The sequence below is a fragment of the Halorubrum sp. ASP1 genome (assembly GCF_005435135.1).
Taxonomy (GTDB): Archaea; Halobacteriota; Halobacteria; order Halobacteriales; family Haloferacaceae; genus Halorubrum; species Halorubrum tropicale.
The window spans coordinates 219,198-233,074 of sequence record NZ_SGUA01000001.1 but is presented as its reverse complement, the minus strand read 5'-3'; the positions used below and the strand labels follow the sequence as shown (position 1 = coordinate 233,074).

Here is a 13,877-nt window from a genome sequence, read left to right as displayed (position 1 = left end):
GGGAAGGCGGAACGGTGACCGCGACCGCGCGTCGGTCACGGGGTCGCGGCGGGCGGGTCTCGGCCGCTTACTTCGGCGGGCGCAGCATGTAGTACCGGCGGTTGAGGTCGTACATATACCCCTCGCGCATCGTCTTCAGCACCGCGTAGGTGATAACGCCGCCCGCTATCGGCAACATGAACACGAGCGAGAACAGCAGCTCGAGCGGGACCGAGAAGAAGTTCTGGATGGCCAGCACCGCGAGCGTGAACGCCAGGATGACCCCGGTCACGCCGAGCGCGGCCCAACCGGGCTCCTCGACGGGGCGGCGCGCGTTCCCCTTGTTGAGGAAGGGGACGAGCGTGATGACGCCGAAGATGGCGCCGTGGGCCACGAGCCCGTACAGCTCGTTGGACATGATGATGTTCCCGCCCAGCACGGCGAGCTCGGGGTTGATCGGGCTGAGCTTCAGCAGGCCGAACGACCAGTAGAGGTACCAGTCGGGCAGGATGATCGCCGGCGTCGACCCGGGGTTCGCCGGGTCCCCGAAGTGAGAGGGGAGGATCGAGGCCACGAGCAGGATGATCCCGAGGAAGAACGAGGTGATAGCGAGGTTACGGATCGTCTCGTGGGGCCACGTCGGGAAGCCGAGCACGTCGCGCTCGACGTACGTCGACTCCGTGCGCAGGTCCTCGTCCTCGCGCCGGGAGCGCTCGAAGTACTGGTAGGTGAGCTGGGCGAGCCCCTGGCTGCGCTCCTTCCGCTCGGACCAGGTCGGCGTCTCGTCGTCCGGCGGGACCGTCGCCGGCGGCCCGCCGTCGGTCCGCGCCTCGTCGTCGGTGCCTCCGTCCGTCATTGGGGTGGTGTCGTCGGTCATTGGATTAGTGCGGCTCCGCGATGCCCTGCACCCAGACGATGCCGACGTGGATCGCGATGAGCGCGGTGACCACGAACGGCAGCACGAACACGTGCAGGATGTACATTCTCACGAGCGTCGCCTGTCCGAGGGTGAACCCGCCGAACAGCAGCTGGGCCGCCCACTCGCCCACGATGGGGGTCGCGAGCGCCAGTTCGACGCCGATCTGCGCCGCCCAGAAGGACAGCTGCTTCCACGGGAGGACGTACCCGGAGAACCCGAACAGCAGCGTCAGGGCGATGAGCACGACGCCGAGGATCCAGTTGACCTCGCGCGGCTCCTTGTACGCGCCGGTGAAGTAGACGCGCAGCATGTGGAGGAACACCGCCGCCACCATGAACTGCGCCGCCCAGCGGTGGATCGACCGGAGCATGAAGCCGAACTGGACGTCCTGCATGATCATCACCATCGAGTCGTACGCGGCGGTCGGGTCGCCCTGCGCCGCCGCCCCCGCGGTCGACGGCGCATAGTAGAACCCGAGCATGGCGCCGGACACCGCCGCGAGCAGGTACGCGATGATGGAGAGGGACCCGAGCGAGTACAGCGGGTACCAGTACCAGAACTTGTTGTCGAGGTCGTACTGTTCGGTGTGGCTCTTCGGCATCTGGAGGTTCGCGCGGTAGTACATCGTCTCCAGCAGTTCGAGGTAGTCGACGATGCGGAGCCGCTTGTCCAGCCAGATGAGCGTCGTCAGGAACGCCGTCTCGATGGCGGTGAGGTCCTGGCTCTTGAGCCACGCGTTGTGGTCCATGTCGTCTTGTTTTTTCAGACTCATTGTCAGATCACTTCTTGTAGTACGGGTACACCGCGCGTTTCAGCGTCTCCGTCAGCCCGCCGGTGTCGATGCCCTTGCCGTCTTTGTCCTCTTCGCGGACGTACAGGTCCTCCCACTTGCGGCGGCGCTTCTTCACGATCATCACGTCCGGAAGGAACTCTTTCCGGTACAGGAGGAGGATGAACGCGAGATCAATAAAGATGAAGGCCAGGAGCGCGCCGACGTACATGTTCCCCGCCTCCGTCGACGCCCACGCGGACATCAGCCCGTAGGTGAAAAGCGAGACGAAGACGACCTCGATGACCGTGAGGAGGACGATCGCGATCGCGGCGGCGGTGCTCTCGCGGGCCGGCTCGTACCGATGGATGTCCCCGTACGAGGAGTTTCCGGAGCTCATCTCGCACCCCCGTGGCCGGTGTGGGCCGACTCGCCGTACTTGAGCATGTAGAACGTGAACACGAACGTCATTCCGATTCCGAGTATCGCCGAGATGCCGACCCAGTGGGCGTGGAGGGGGACGCCGACCTTGGCGATGTCCTCGGGCCACCCGGTGTTCGCCCCGCCGGTCTCGACGGTGGCGACGTCCTCGCCGACGGCGATGCCGCCGTGCATGCCGACCGCGGTGTGGGGGACGCAGTGGTAGTGGGTGATGCCGGCGTCCTCGCTCGACGTCTCGTACTCGTAGGTGTACCCCTCCTCGCCGACGGGGTCTCCGCTGTCGAGGCTGGCCGGGCCGCCGTCCTCGACGGTCTGGACGTTGTGGTCGCCGCCCGCGCCCGTCCACTCCCAAGTGATCGTCGTCCCCTCGTCGACCCACACGAGGGTCGGGTCGAACGCGAGGCCGTTGCTCCCGGCGCCGACCGAGATGGTCACCGAGTCCTGGCCGCGGGCGTCGGTGTACGACCCGACGTTTCCGCTGGCCGCCCCGCTGGGCCAATCGGGCTGTACCTCCTGTGCAGCCGCCGTTCCGGTCGCCCCGGCGGAGGCCGCGACGGCGGCGGTCGCGCCGCCGGCCGTCCGCACGAAGTCCCGCCTTTTCATACGGTTTCACTCAGGACGGGCGCCGCTTAAACCCTCCGACTGAAACCGCCGACGTGGAGGAGGTTGGAGGGGCTGAGACCGTCGAAATCGGCGTAATTACTCGTCTCGGTCGCGGTCGGTCGCGGCGGCGTCGCCGTCGGTCACGACGCCGTCCTCGACGGGCACGAATTCGGGCCGCTCCTTCGCCTCGCGGAGCGCCCGGAGCCGCTCCCGGTACTCCTCCGAACGGAACCGGTCGGAGAGCCGCGCGTTCGCCACCATCGCGAACAGGAACACGCCCACCAGCAGGAAGACGATCCCCATCACCGGAGCGACGATGGTCCCGAGGTCGGCCACGGCGCTCGCGACGAGGAGCGCGGCGCCGGCGAGCACCTGGATCGCGGCGACGGCCTGTACCACGAGGTTCCCGAACTCGCCGGAGCCCTCGGGGACGCTGTCCGGGTGCGGGAGCGACCAGTCCTCCGGCGGCTCGGGCACCTCGTACGAGTCCATCGCCGCGAGCGCGACGACCGGCTCGATGTCCCGGAGCACCGTCCCCTCGCCGCGGACCTCGCCCGTGGGGCGGATGATCGCGTACCCCTCGTCGGAGTAGACGAGGATGCGTTCCTCGCCGTCCTCGCGGACGCGCTCCAAGACGCCGAACACGTCCCGGGTCGCGATCCGGGACTTCAGCTCGGCGTCGACGCGGTCTAAGAGCCGGTCGCCGGTGATCCACGTGTCGGGGTCGAACGCGGCGTCCCACTCCTCCGCGCTCATCCGGGCCATGTCGGACGGGCCGAAGTCGTCGAAGTCGTACTCCGACTCGACCCGCTCGCGGAGGGCCTCGATGTCGGTCTCGTCGTCCCGAGTCTCCTCGTCGGCCGCCGAGCGCCCTCCGTCCTCCCCCGTCGGCCCGGGGTCGTCCGGGCCGTCGGGGGCCGGATCGACCGGCTCCTCCGGCGGCGACTCCGACTCCGACCGCGTCGAGGTGTCCTCCATCACCCCGACGGTACGTGCTCCTGACGCTAACTGTTTTCGTCCGCGCCCGGCCGCCGGGGCGTCGCGAGTCGGCGACCGCGTCGCCGGACGCGGATCGCGGGGCTTTACGCGCCGGAGCACGTACCCGTCGACATGGTCGACGAGTCGGTCATCGCGGCGCTCGCCGGGGTGTCCGTGACGACGAGCCTCCCGTTCCTCCTGTACGGTGCCTGGATCATGATCGACGCGGAAACGGTGTCGTGGAACGTGCTGATGCGGCACCTCCGGTACATCCTCGTCGGGCTGGTGCTCACGACGGTCCCCATCGTCACCTGGATGATCCCGCGCGTCCTCGACCAGGTGAGCGGAATGGCGATCCTCCACGCGTTCTTCGGCGTTCAGGCGTACGCCCTGCTGGCGTTCGCGCTCACCGGCATCGTGCGGATCTTCCAGGCGAAGCGGAACGCGGACGCCTACGAGGACCCCAGCGTGGACATCGACGAGCTCCACGAGGACATGGGCCACTGGCGGAAACGCCTCAGGGCCGGCGTCGCGGGGTTCATGCTGCTGTGGCTGTGCGCGTGGGTGACCGGTCTCTACCGGCTGGTCACGCTCCACTTCGGGTCGGCGTTCTAGGCCCGGTCTCCCCGACCGACAGGTTCAATCCGGGTTTGGCCCTAACGGTGGTATCGTGGCAGTCACCTTCGACCTCTTCGGGACCCTCGTCGACGTCGAGTACCCGTCAGACCCGGCGGAAGCGGTCGCACGCGAACTGGAGTCCCGCGACGTGACGGTCCCCGACGACTGGCACGTCGCGTACGGCGAACGGCACGTCGAGGCGCCGGCCGGCGCGGAGGTCCCCCTCCCAGCCCACGTCGCCCGCGCGCTCGACTCGCGCGGCGTCGACGCGTCCCAGAACGTCGCCAGGCACGCCGTGATCGCGGCGTTCGACCCCGACGTGACCCGGCGCGACGACGCGCTCGACGCGGTCAGGGGCGCCGCCGAGCGCGGCCCGGTCGGCCTCCTCTCGAACTGCGCGGTCCCCGAGCTCGTCCCGCGGACGCTGATCCGCGCGGGGCTCCGCGGCGAGTTCGACGCGGTCACGACGAGCGTCGGCTGCGGCTGGCGGAAACCGCATCCCTCCGCGTTCGAGGCCGCGGCCGAGGCGCTCGGGACCGCCACCACCGGGCTCGTCCACGTCGGCGACGACGCCGAGACCGACGGCGGCGTCGTCGCCGCGGGCGGCCGCTTCGTCGACGTGACGGAGACGCCGCTGTCCGAGGTCGTCGGCGAACTCGAGGCCGAGCCGTAGGCGGGGCCGACGGCGCCGAGCGGCCCCGTCAGTCGAAGCCGCGGTCCGCCAGCCGCGCGCGCCACGCCCCGTCGACCCGCCCCTCCGCGACCAGCTTCTCGACGTGCGCGGCGACCGTCGCCAGCGCGAGGTCCCGCACGCCGGAGAGGTCCTTCTCGTAGGCGCCGTCGACGACCGCGTCGAGGTCGGCGGCGCCGCGGTCGATGACCGCGATCACGTCGCGCTCGCGCGCCAGCCGGTGGTCGATCAGCCGCTGACAGGTCGCCAGGGGATCGCCGATCGGCGGCCCGTGCCCGGGGAGCAAGCGGCCGTAGCCGGCGTCGCGGACCCGTTCGAGGCTCGCGAGGTACGCGGACAGGTCGCCCTCGGGCGCGACGACCGCGACGCTCCCCTCGGCGACGGCGAGGTCGCCGCAGCACAGCACCGCGCGCCCGGGGGCGTCCGGGTCGCCGGCCGCGAACGCGAGGTGGTCCGGCGCGTGCCCCGGCGTGTCGACGGCGCGGACGGCGGTGTCCGCGACACGCTCGCCCGGCGCGACCGTCTCGTCAGGCTCGGTCCCGGTCGCCGCGGCGAACCGGTCCGCGTGTCCCTCCCGGGCGACGACGGTCGCGCCCGTCGCGGCGGCGTAGTCGGCGACCGCGCCGACGTGGTCCGGGTGGGCGTGTGTGACCGCGATCGCCTCGACGCCGCGATCGCCCGAGCCGCGCGCCGCGACCGCGGCGTCGAGGGCGTCGGTCCGGGCGGCCGGGTCCACGAGGAGCCCGTCGAGGAGGTACGCGTTGGTGGTCCCGCCGGGGGCGCGCGTGTCGACCGGGACCTCGACACGGGTGACCGCGGGGTCGCGGGACCGCTCCGCGTCGCCGGGGTCGTCTGGCGCCATCGCTCAGTCCCCGCGGCCGAGCGACGACCGCGCGGCCGGGCCGGGGCCGGATCCGCGTCGGTCGCGGCCCGGGATCGGCACGTCGGTGTCGCCCGCGACCGCGTAGGCGGCGAGGTCGACGGTCCCCGGGGCGACCGCGTCGACGGCGTCGACGGAGTCGTACGGGCGGCCGACCACGACGTCGCCGGCCGTGCTCCGGTTGATCCCGGGGATCGCCGTCAGCTCGTCCATCGACGCCGCGTTCACGTCGAGCGGGTACGGGACGCCCGTCACGGAGCGGTAGCCGTGGTCGGTGATCGCCACGTCGATGCTGGTGCCTAACTCGCGCTCGCCGGGGACCGCGACCAGCAGCGCGTAGGTGCCGAGCTGGCGCCCGAACGTCTTGCCGTCCTGGTGGTACTCCAGGTGGACGTCCGGGAGGACGGTCCCCGGCGGGACCACGCGGTCGAGCATCGGGTTGTCGATGGTCTCGCGCACCTCCCGCTTGTACGCCTGGAACTGGTCTTTGTGCTCCTGTGCGACCTCGGCGCCCGTCTCGGCCATCTCCGTGCCGGCGAACGCCATCACCTGCCGGATGTTGATCCGGCGGAGCATCAGCCCCTCGTCGTAGACGGTCTGGAGGAAGCGCTTGTTGTGCTCGTAGGTCTCCGGCCGCTCGCCGGTCAGCCCGTGAACGAGGTTGATCCCGGGGAGCAGCTTCGGCAGCCGCGGCGACGCGTCCGGACCGGTGGAGGGACCGGTTACGCGGGAGGCGTCGCCCGGCGTCGTCGCCGGGTCGTCGCCGGGGCGCCAGCCGCCCTCCTCGTTGACGACCCGGACGGCCTCCAGACACTCCTCGGCGGTGACGAGCAGGTTGTTCTCCTCCTGGACGACCGGGTCGGCCGATTCGAGCCCGAACGCGGCCGTGTCGCCGGGCGTGTTGTGCTCGGCGATGACGCGGATCGCCTCGCGGGACGCCTCGGGGTAGTCGGTGATCGTCACCGGGTTCATGTTGTCGAGGTGGAGCGTGCGGAGGTCGGGCGCGACCTCGCGGATCCCGCCGTACAGCTCGCGGAGCGCGTCGGGGTTCGGCGCCTCGCCGTCGCCGCCGAACGCGAGGATGTCGGCCTGCCGCCCGAGCCGGAAGTGCCTGACCCCGCGGTCCGAGAGCGCGTCGACCTCGTCGACGACCGACCGCGCCGCCCGGAACGCCGGGTCGCCATACAGCGGCTCCGTACAGAAGGAACAGCGGTACGCGCAGCCCCGGGAGGTCTCCATCTCGCAGATGAGGTAGTCGGGGTGGTTCGGGTGTTGTTCGACGACGAACGCCCCCCGACGCGCCCAGCGGTCGACCTCCTCGTTCGTCCGCATCCGGTTTCCGTATCCCTCTAACCCCTCGCGGACGAGGTCGTGGGCCGCGGCCTCGACGTCGCCCATCGCGACGAAGTCGTAGTCGAGGTCGTCGCGCCGCGTCTCCTGTGCGCCCGCGTTCTCCTCGCCGACCCCGAACCGCACGGGACCCCCCAGGAGCGTCACGCCGTCCGCTGTCCAGCCGAGTTCGCGGACCTCGTCCGGCTCCGCGGGGGTGCCGCCGACGTACTTGCCGGGCACCGTCATCCCGCCGACGTAGATCATGAGGTCGGCGTCGGCCACGTCGGCGCGCTTCGAGCGGTCGTCGCGGAGTTCGTCGATGGTGTGATACGTGATCTGCGACTCCGGGACGCCCGCGTCGACGAGCGCGCCGGCCGTGTACCGCGGGTACGTCGAGAGGTACGGCGGGACGCCGAAGTGGGCCGGCTCGTCGACGTACCCGTCGACGATGGTGACGGCGAGGTCGTTCGGGTCGGCCGGGAGCGACCCCCGGGCCGACGCGGGCGAATCGGTCATGTTACCCTCCGTAGTCGGCCGAGAGGGGAAAAGCGTGCGGAACGCTGGGGCGGGGCGCGCGGCGCGGGGAATTGTTTATGTCAGATTGGACGGAACGATGCGGTATGCCCTCTGAGACGGTCTCGGCCAGACTGCGCGTCGCGCGATACGTCGCGTTCGGCGGTGTCATCCTCCTCGCCACCGGACAGTTCTACGCTGCCGAGCCGCGTCCGTGGGGCGCCGCGGCCGCGTGGGCGGTCGGAACCGCCCTCGTCTTCGGGCCGGTCGCGTGGCTAGCCCGCGCCCGAGTCCCGGAGGAGCGCCGCGAGACGCTGACGTACGTCGCCGCGGGCGTGGGAATCCTCACCGCGTCCGTCTGTCTGGGCGTGTCGCTCGCGTTCGCTCCGGCGCTTTTCCCGTACGGCCCGGGCGTCTGGGCGGGAGCCACGCTCGGGGTCCTCGTCGCGTTGCTCGCCGAGCGGACCGTCGTTCCGGAGCGCATGCGCGGCGCCGGAGTCTGAGTCCCGCGCCGCACGTCTCGCGTCCACGGGACGCCGCCGCCACGCCGTTTAAGCCCTCGCCGACACAACTGGCGCGTATATGCCATCGACGATGGAGGTCAAGTGCGAGAGCGACGACTGCGAGCTCGACATGTTCGAGAACCACTACACGTACGACGTGCCGGAGGACCACGCCGTCGGGGACCTCTCGTGTCCGTACTGCGGCGGGAACGACCTCGTGGAAATCGAGGTGTAAGCCGTGGGGCGACTCGTCGAAACCGGTCGGTCCGCGCTCAGGAGCGCCCTCGAACGCGTCGGTCGCGGATTGGGGCGCGTCCAGGAGCGGCGCCCGCTCTCCACCGACCTCCTCGAGAGCGACGACGCCTACCTCGTCGTCTTCGACGCCCCCGGCGTCCGCGGCGAGGACGTCGACGTCACCTTCCTCGACCGCACCGTCGAGGTGAACCTCGAACGCTTCCGCGACTTCTACGACGGCTACGACCTCGTGTTCCCGGGCCGCGGCGTCTCGCTGTCCGGGCGCGTCGACCTCCCGCGCGACGCCGACGTGACGCCCGAGGGCGCGAACGCGACGCTCACGCGGAACGGGACGCTCCACGTCGAGATACCCAAACGCGGCGGGTCGAGGGACGTCGACGTCGTCGAAGAGAGCGACTGACTCCGCCTGTTCCGGCCCCGCTCGGCCGGGCTACTCCCCGTCCGTCCGGTTCGACAGCGACATCCCCTCCGTGACCTCGAAGGACTCGTCGCCGTCGAACCGCTCGGGGTCGAACGCGCCGATCCACGGCGAGTCCGGCGCGTCGACCGCGACGCCCGCGAGCGACGCGAGCACGCCCTCGGCGACCGTCTCGCCGATCGCCGGCGCGCGCATGAACCCGTGTCCCTGCCAGCCGGCGGCGACGAACAGGGTCGGGCCGGCCTCCTCGCTCCGGTCGACCGGACCGACGAGCGGGTCGCCGTCGGGCGTCGCGGTACAGAGCCCGGCCCAGGCGCGCGCGTCGTCGAGGTCGCGGCCGGTCCGCGCCGAGCGACCGGGGGCGTCGCCGCGGGCGAGCCGCTCGTCGAGGACGGCCACGACGTCCTCGCGGAACCAGTCGTCCGCCTCGCGGCGGTAGTCGTCCGGGTCGGCCGGGACCGGTTCGGTGCCGTCGCCCGCGAGCAGCCCGTCCGGATGCGGGCGGAAGTACGCGTCCGCGGTGGCGTCGTAGACCATCGGACCGTCGTAGGCGTCCCGGGCCACGAGCGCCTGAACGCGGTAGGGGACGACCGGGACCGAGACGCCGGCGTCGGCGAGCAGCGAGCGCGTGTGCGCCCCGGCCGCGACGACGACCGCGTCGAACGCGCGCCGCCCGGCCGCCGGGCTCCCGCCGCCCGCGTCGTCGCGGACCCGTATCTCGCGTCCCGCGTCGGTCCGGGAACCGACCGCGACCGGGGTATCCGTCTCGATCGCGACGCCCTCGCGAGCGGCCCGCTCGCCGAGCGCGCGGACGTAGCTCGGGGGGTCCGTCCACCCCGCGCCCGCCGCGACCGCCGCGACTGCGAGGTCGTCGGTCCGGAGCGACGGGAATCGCTCGCCGAGCGCGTCGGGGTCGACGAGCGACACCTCGCGGCCGTGCTCGCGCATGCGGTCGACCATCGCCGGGACGGCGTCGGCGTCCGGGTCGCCCTCGCAGACCGCGATGACGTACGGGCACGCGGCGAAGGAGAAGCCGGGCAGCGAGCGGTCGAACGCGCGGAACCGTTCCAGCGCGCGGGCGCCGACCGCGGCGTCGACGTCCTCGGCGTAGGCGTCGTAGACCAGCCCCGCTGCGCGCCCGGAGCTCCCGGCCGCGAGCTCGCCGCGCTCGAACAGCGTCACGTCGGCGCCGCGGGCCGCGAGGTCGTGCGCGGCGGTGACGCCGACCGCGCCGCCGCCGACGACCGCAACCGACGGGGCGGGCTCGTCTGCTTCGGTCATACCCCGTGACACGCGAGCGACGACGAAAAGCCACCGGGACGACGATTGCGTATACACTACTGCGGTGGCGCGTGCCTGCGAGCGGCCGGAGCGAAGCGGAGGCCGCGAGACAGCACGCGCGAGGGATGCCGTGAGTGACGGGCGACAGCAGGGAGCCCGGAACGAACGGCGAGGCTGGGGAGGTATGAGGCTGCTGTGCCGTGCGGCGCGGGGCGGGACTCAAACGGGCAGTCGCGAGGGTGAAGACGGGCGACGCAAGGACCGCAGGAGCGCGCGGTGCGGGCGACGAGGACCGCAGCGAGCCCATCGAGCCCTCGCGACTGGGGCTTCGGCGGTGTTCACCGCCGATCTGTCCTCAACTGCGTACAGCCGAGCGGCCGGAGCTTTGGAGGTGTGGCCTCTCGACCCGTAGCTCCACGGTGACGCGAATCCGGATCGAAGCTCGGCCCCTTGCCGTGCGTTCGACCGGTGACACGCGTGTCCCCGCCCACGTTATACGCGTCGAACCCCACCTTCCGAACATGAATCAGCTCGTGAACGGCGAGTGGCGCACGGACACCTACGAGGCGACCGACGAGGAGGGCGCGTTCCAGCGCGGCGAGACCACTTTCCGGAACTGGATCGCCGGCAGCGACGTTCCGGAACACGTCGACGCGGAGCCGGACGAGCGCTTCCAGCCGGCGGCCGGCCGGTACCACCTGTACGTCTCGTACGCCTGCCCGTGGGCGCACCGGACCCTGCTCGCCCGCTCCCTCCTGGGCCTCGAAGACGCGATCAGCGTCTCCGTCGTCGACCCGTGGCGCGGCGAGGACGGGTGGCAGTTCAGCCCGGAGAAGGACGGCTGTACGCGAGACCACCTCCGCGGCAGCGACTACCTCCGCGAGCTGTACGTCGAGGCCGACCCCGACGCCACCTGTCGGGTGACCGTCCCCGTGCTGTGGGACGAAGAGGAGGAGACCATCGTCAACAACGAATCGCGCGAGATCCTGCGGATGCTCTCGACCGCGTTCGCAGACCTCGGCAACGGCGCCTCGCTGCTGCCCGACGCGGACGACGACGCGACCGTCGCGGACGTCGACGAGGCGATCACGGACATCTACGAGCCGATCAACAACGGCGTCTACCGCGCCGGGTTCGCCACCTCGCAGGAGGCGTACGACGAGGCCATCGACGACCTCTTCGAGGCGCTCGACCGCTACGACGAGCGGCTCGCCGACCAGCGGTACCTCGTGGGCGACTCCCTGACGGAGGCGGACATCTGTCTGTTCACCACCCTGGTCCGCTTCGATCAGGTGTACCACACCCACTTCATGTGCAACCGGAAGTTCGTCCACCAGTACGACAACCTCTGGCCGTACCTGCGCGACCTCTACCAGACGCCGGGCGTCGCCGAGACGGTGGACATGGCCCACATCAAGGAGCACTACTACACCACGCACCCCGACGTGACCCCCTCGGGCATCGTCGCTCGCGGGCCCGACCTCGACTTCGAGGCGTCGCACGACCGCGAGCGGCTCGGCGGCGAGGCGCCGACGCCGGCCGCGGACGACTGAGTCGGCCGCGTCGCCGAAGAAATCGAAGAAATCGAGACGGGACGGTCGGGTCCGCTACCCTTCCATCCCGCCGAACGAGAGGCCGTCCTCGACGGAGCGCTGGGCGGCGAAGTAGACGATCGCCACCGGGAGCGCGAACAGGTTCGCGAACGCCGCGAACCGCGTCCACGGCGTCGAGAACCGGCCCTCGGTCGCGATGTTGTACAGCTCCACCGAGAGCGGGTAGTTCTCGGGGCGCAGGAGCGTCTGCGCGATGATGAACTCGTTCCAGCCGGCCAGCCAGACGAAGATCAGGACGACGGCGAGCCCCGGCTTCGTCAGCGGGAGGATCACTTCCCGGATCGTGTCGAGGAAGCTCGCGCCGTCGACCATCGCCGCCTCCTCGTAGGAGACGGGAATGTTGTCCATGTACGTCTTCAGCAGCCACGTGTTGAACGGGATCGCCGACGCGGCGTAGAAGAGCCCGAGGACGAACAGGTTGTTCGTGAGCCCGTAGGTGCTGAACAGCGAGTACAGCGCCACGAGCGTCGCGATAGACAGGCCGGCGCCGATCTGCGTGAAGAGGACGTAGCCGTAGAGGATGCGCTTGCGGCCGACGAACTTGCGGCGCGAGAACGCGTACGCCGCCGGGACGATCATCCCGAAGCCGGCCGCGAGCGTCACGCTGACGATGTAGAGGCTGTTGAACACGGCCCCGGGACCGGTCTCCGTGCCGGCCCACCGGAAGCTCACGAGCCCGTCCCCGCCGCCGAGGACCAGCTGGGGGTACCCCCAGTCGCCGTCGACGAAGAAGAAGTCGGACTCGAAGATCACCCACCGGTACGCGCCGAGGTTGTACGTCGACGGGTCCGGGAAGATGCCGCTCGTGTTGAACAGCCGCGACCCCTCCGCGAGCGACGCGGTCGTGATCCAGAACAGCGGGAACAGCAGCACGAGCACCATCGCGAGGCCGAACAGCGTCATCAGGACGCTCTTGGCCACGTCCCAGGCGCTGCGTTTCCCCGTGCGGACGTCGTATACCGCCCGCTGGATCACCACGACGAACCGCTTCGGCGCGGTCGCGAGGCCGATCAGCTTCGAGCGGATCAGCCCGACCGCGCCAGCGACTAGCGCGACCGCGGACTCGAGGGGGTTCATTCGTCACCCACCCCCTCGGCGAGGCCGCCGTAGCGCACGGCGACGTACATGAACAGCCCGACGAACCCGATCCCGACGATCAGGATCGCGGCCGACAGGCCGAACTGGTTGAACGTGATCGCCTCGCGGTAGCCGTACACGATGATCAGCTCGTTCTGTCTCGACGGCCCGCCCTGGTTGAACACCCACGGGATCAGGAACTGCTGGAACGACGTCGCGGCCGTGAGGATCGACGCGAACAGGACCGGCCCCTTGATGGCGGGCAGCGTCACGGTCCGGAACCGCTGGAGCGCTCCCGCGCCGTCGACCATCGCGGCCTCGTGGAGCGACTTCGGCACGTCCTGAAGGGCGCTCACGATGATGATCACCATGAACGGGTACGCCAGCCACACCTCGGTGGTGACGTACGCGAAGAACGCCTCCCAGCGACCGCTGAGGAACCCGACGGGCACGTCGAACAGCAGGGCCTGCGGGGCCGACAGCGACGACATCACGTCGTTGTACCGGCCCAGGATGGTGTTGAACACGCCGAAGCGCGCGTCGCTGAACATCCCGCGCCAGACGGTGATCGTGAAGATGCCGGGGAACCCCAGCGGGACGATCACCGCCGCGCGCATGTAGCGCTTGCCCGCGACCCGGACGTGGTTCAAGAGGAGCGCGATCCCGACCGCGAGGATCACCTTGATCACGAGCGAGACGGCGACGAACAGCCACGTCGTCGTCATCGACGTCCAGAACTGCGAGTCGCCGATCAGTTGGACGTAGTTCGCTAGCCCGATCAGCTCGGCGCCGCCGCCGATCACCGACCCGGCGAACGTCGCGTCGGTGAGCGAGATGTAGAAGAGGTAGAAGATGGGGTACAGCATGAAACTCGAGAAGAGCAGCACGCCGGGCGCGACGAGGAGCAGCCCCCAGTCGCGACTGGAGAACGGCAGCGCCGACCGCAGGCGCGCCAGTGCGCTCACGCCGGTTCGGGGTTGCGAAGAGGCCATCGCTCCGAGCGGGGC

16 protein-coding genes are annotated in these 13,877 nt (G+C 70.6%); 6 read left to right on the top strand and 10 right to left on the bottom strand.

Annotated elements, in window-relative coordinates; all coding sequences use genetic code 11:
- Positions 1-67: 67 nt before the first annotated feature.
- From EXE48_RS01200 to EXE48_RS01180, 5 genes are all read right to left on the bottom strand, one after another.
- Positions 68-856, bottom strand: coding sequence for a cytochrome b family protein (locus EXE48_RS01200; protein ID WP_053771624.1), 789 nt, complete (start codon positions 854-856; stop codon positions 68-70).
- Between the two features lie 4 nt (positions 857-860).
- Positions 861-1,670: a cytochrome b gene (locus EXE48_RS01195; RefSeq protein WP_053771625.1), complete on the bottom strand. Its 810-nt coding sequence runs from the start codon at positions 1,668-1,670 to the stop codon at positions 861-863.
- Between the two features lie 7 nt (positions 1,671-1,677).
- Entirely contained in the window at positions 1,678-2,067 is a 390-nt protein-coding gene (locus tag EXE48_RS01190; protein ID WP_053771626.1) for a DUF7318 family protein, read from the bottom strand.
- Complete coding sequence (locus tag EXE48_RS01185) at positions 2,064-2,711, bottom strand: halocyanin domain-containing protein (protein WP_053771627.1); 648 nt, start codon at positions 2,709-2,711, stop codon at positions 2,064-2,066. Before EXE48_RS01185 ends, EXE48_RS01190 begins: the two co-directional genes overlap by 4 nt.
- Positions 2,712-2,807: 96 nt before the next feature.
- Entirely contained in the window at positions 2,808-3,689 is an 882-nt protein-coding gene (locus tag EXE48_RS01180) for a DUF7319 domain-containing protein (RefSeq protein ID WP_053771628.1), read from the bottom strand.
- 132 nt (positions 3,690-3,821) lie between these two features.
- On the opposite strand from EXE48_RS01180, the gene EXE48_RS01175 reads away from it, so the two are divergent.
- Entirely contained in the window at positions 3,822-4,304 is a 483-nt protein-coding gene (locus tag EXE48_RS01175) for a DUF7321 family protein (RefSeq protein ID WP_053771629.1), read from the top strand.
- A gap of 55 nt (positions 4,305-4,359) precedes the next feature.
- Complete coding sequence (locus EXE48_RS01170; RefSeq protein WP_137710608.1) at positions 4,360-4,980, top strand: HAD family hydrolase; 621 nt, start codon at positions 4,360-4,362, stop codon at positions 4,978-4,980.
- 28 nt (positions 4,981-5,008) lie between these two features.
- On the opposite strand, the gene EXE48_RS01165 is transcribed toward EXE48_RS01170, so the two are convergent.
- Together EXE48_RS01165 and EXE48_RS01160 are read right to left on the bottom strand one after the other, a co-directional pair.
- Positions 5,009-5,860 carry an MBL fold metallo-hydrolase gene (locus EXE48_RS01165; RefSeq protein ID WP_137710607.1) on the bottom strand — a complete coding sequence of 284 codons (852 nt, stop codon included), beginning with the start codon at positions 5,858-5,860 and terminating at the stop codon, positions 5,009-5,011.
- A gap of 3 nt (positions 5,861-5,863) precedes the next feature.
- Positions 5,864-7,726: a radical SAM protein gene (locus EXE48_RS01160; RefSeq protein WP_137710606.1), complete on the bottom strand. Its 1,863-nt coding sequence runs from the start codon at positions 7,724-7,726 to the stop codon at positions 5,864-5,866.
- 104 nt (positions 7,727-7,830) lie between these two features.
- On the opposite strand from EXE48_RS01160, the gene EXE48_RS01155 reads away from it, so the two are divergent.
- The 3 genes from EXE48_RS01155 (at position 7,831) to EXE48_RS01150 (ending at position 8,881) form a co-directional block, all read left to right on the top strand.
- Entirely contained in the window at positions 7,831-8,226 is a 396-nt protein-coding gene (locus EXE48_RS01155; protein ID WP_053771633.1) for a hypothetical protein, read from the top strand.
- A gap of 79 nt (positions 8,227-8,305) precedes the next feature.
- The gene (locus tag EXE48_RS18625) at positions 8,306-8,461 is read left to right on the top strand and encodes a DUF7559 family protein (protein ID WP_199236331.1); all 156 of its coding nucleotides are present in this window, start codon (positions 8,306-8,308) and stop codon (positions 8,459-8,461) included.
- 3 nt (positions 8,462-8,464) lie between these two features.
- Positions 8,465-8,881 carry an Hsp20/alpha crystallin family protein gene (locus tag EXE48_RS01150; RefSeq protein WP_053771634.1) on the top strand — a complete coding sequence of 139 codons (417 nt, stop codon included), beginning with the start codon at positions 8,465-8,467 and terminating at the stop codon, positions 8,879-8,881.
- 30 nt (positions 8,882-8,911) lie between these two features.
- Here the strand turns inward: EXE48_RS01150 and EXE48_RS01145 are convergent, their stop codons facing one another.
- Positions 8,912-10,180, bottom strand: coding sequence for an NAD(P)/FAD-dependent oxidoreductase (locus EXE48_RS01145; protein ID WP_137710605.1), 1,269 nt, complete (start codon positions 10,178-10,180; stop codon positions 8,912-8,914).
- A 521-nt stretch (positions 10,181-10,701) separates the two neighbouring features.
- Here EXE48_RS01145 and EXE48_RS01140 point away from each other — a divergent pair.
- Positions 10,702-11,733 carry a glutathione S-transferase family protein gene (locus EXE48_RS01140; RefSeq protein ID WP_137710604.1) on the top strand — a complete coding sequence of 344 codons (1,032 nt, stop codon included), beginning with the start codon at positions 10,702-10,704 and terminating at the stop codon, positions 11,731-11,733.
- A 54-nt stretch (positions 11,734-11,787) separates the two neighbouring features.
- Here the strand turns inward: EXE48_RS01140 and EXE48_RS01135 are convergent, their stop codons facing one another.
- Together EXE48_RS01135 and EXE48_RS01130 are read right to left on the bottom strand one after the other, a co-directional pair.
- Positions 11,788-12,870 (bottom strand): sugar ABC transporter permease, encoded by a 1,083-nt coding sequence (locus tag EXE48_RS01135; protein WP_137710603.1) that lies wholly within the window; start codon positions 12,868-12,870, stop codon positions 11,788-11,790.
- On the bottom strand, positions 12,867-13,862 hold the full coding sequence (locus EXE48_RS01130; protein WP_137710602.1) for a carbohydrate ABC transporter permease: 996 nt from the start codon (positions 13,860-13,862) through the stop codon (positions 12,867-12,869). The genes EXE48_RS01135 and EXE48_RS01130 overlap by 4 nt, the downstream gene beginning before the upstream one ends.
- Positions 13,863-13,877: the final 15 nt, after the last annotated feature.

What these genes read in the sequence shown, in the direction of transcription:
- EXE48_RS01155 (WP_053771633.1), top strand. Translation starts at nt 7,831, where the DNA reads ATGCCCTCTGAGACGGTCTCGGCCAGACTGCGCGTCGCGCGATACGTC.
- EXE48_RS01185 (WP_053771627.1), bottom strand. Translation starts at nt 2,711, where the DNA reads ATGAAAAGGCGGGACTTCGTGCGGACGGCCGGCGGCGCGACCGCCGCC.
- EXE48_RS01195 (WP_053771625.1), bottom strand. Translation starts at nt 1,670, where the DNA reads ATGAGTCTGAAAAAACAAGACGACATGGACCACAACGCGTGGCTCAAG.
- EXE48_RS18625 (WP_199236331.1), top strand. Translation starts at nt 8,306, where the DNA reads ATGCCATCGACGATGGAGGTCAAGTGCGAGAGCGACGACTGCGAGCTC.
- EXE48_RS01145 (WP_137710605.1), bottom strand. Translation starts at nt 10,180, where the DNA reads ATGACCGAAGCAGACGAGCCCGCCCCGTCGGTTGCGGTCGTCGGCGGC.
- EXE48_RS01180 (WP_053771628.1), bottom strand. Translation starts at nt 3,689, where the DNA reads ATGGAGGACACCTCGACGCGGTCGGAGTCGGAGTCGCCGCCGGAGGAG.
- EXE48_RS01175 (WP_053771629.1), top strand. Translation starts at nt 3,822, where the DNA reads ATGGTCGACGAGTCGGTCATCGCGGCGCTCGCCGGGGTGTCCGTGACG.
- EXE48_RS01140 (WP_137710604.1), top strand. Translation starts at nt 10,702, where the DNA reads ATGAATCAGCTCGTGAACGGCGAGTGGCGCACGGACACCTACGAGGCG.
- EXE48_RS01160 (WP_137710606.1), bottom strand. Translation starts at nt 7,726, where the DNA reads ATGACCGATTCGCCCGCGTCGGCCCGGGGGTCGCTCCCGGCCGACCCG.
- EXE48_RS01190 (WP_053771626.1), bottom strand. Translation starts at nt 2,067, where the DNA reads ATGAGCTCCGGAAACTCCTCGTACGGGGACATCCATCGGTACGAGCCG.
- EXE48_RS01130 (WP_137710602.1), bottom strand. Translation starts at nt 13,862, where the DNA reads ATGGCCTCTTCGCAACCCCGAACCGGCGTGAGCGCACTGGCGCGCCTG.
- EXE48_RS01200 (WP_053771624.1), bottom strand. Translation starts at nt 856, where the DNA reads ATGACCGACGACACCACCCCAATGACGGACGGAGGCACCGACGACGAG.
- EXE48_RS01135 (WP_137710603.1), bottom strand. Translation starts at nt 12,870, where the DNA reads ATGAACCCCCTCGAGTCCGCGGTCGCGCTAGTCGCTGGCGCGGTCGGG.
- EXE48_RS01165 (WP_137710607.1), bottom strand. Translation starts at nt 5,860, where the DNA reads ATGGCGCCAGACGACCCCGGCGACGCGGAGCGGTCCCGCGACCCCGCG.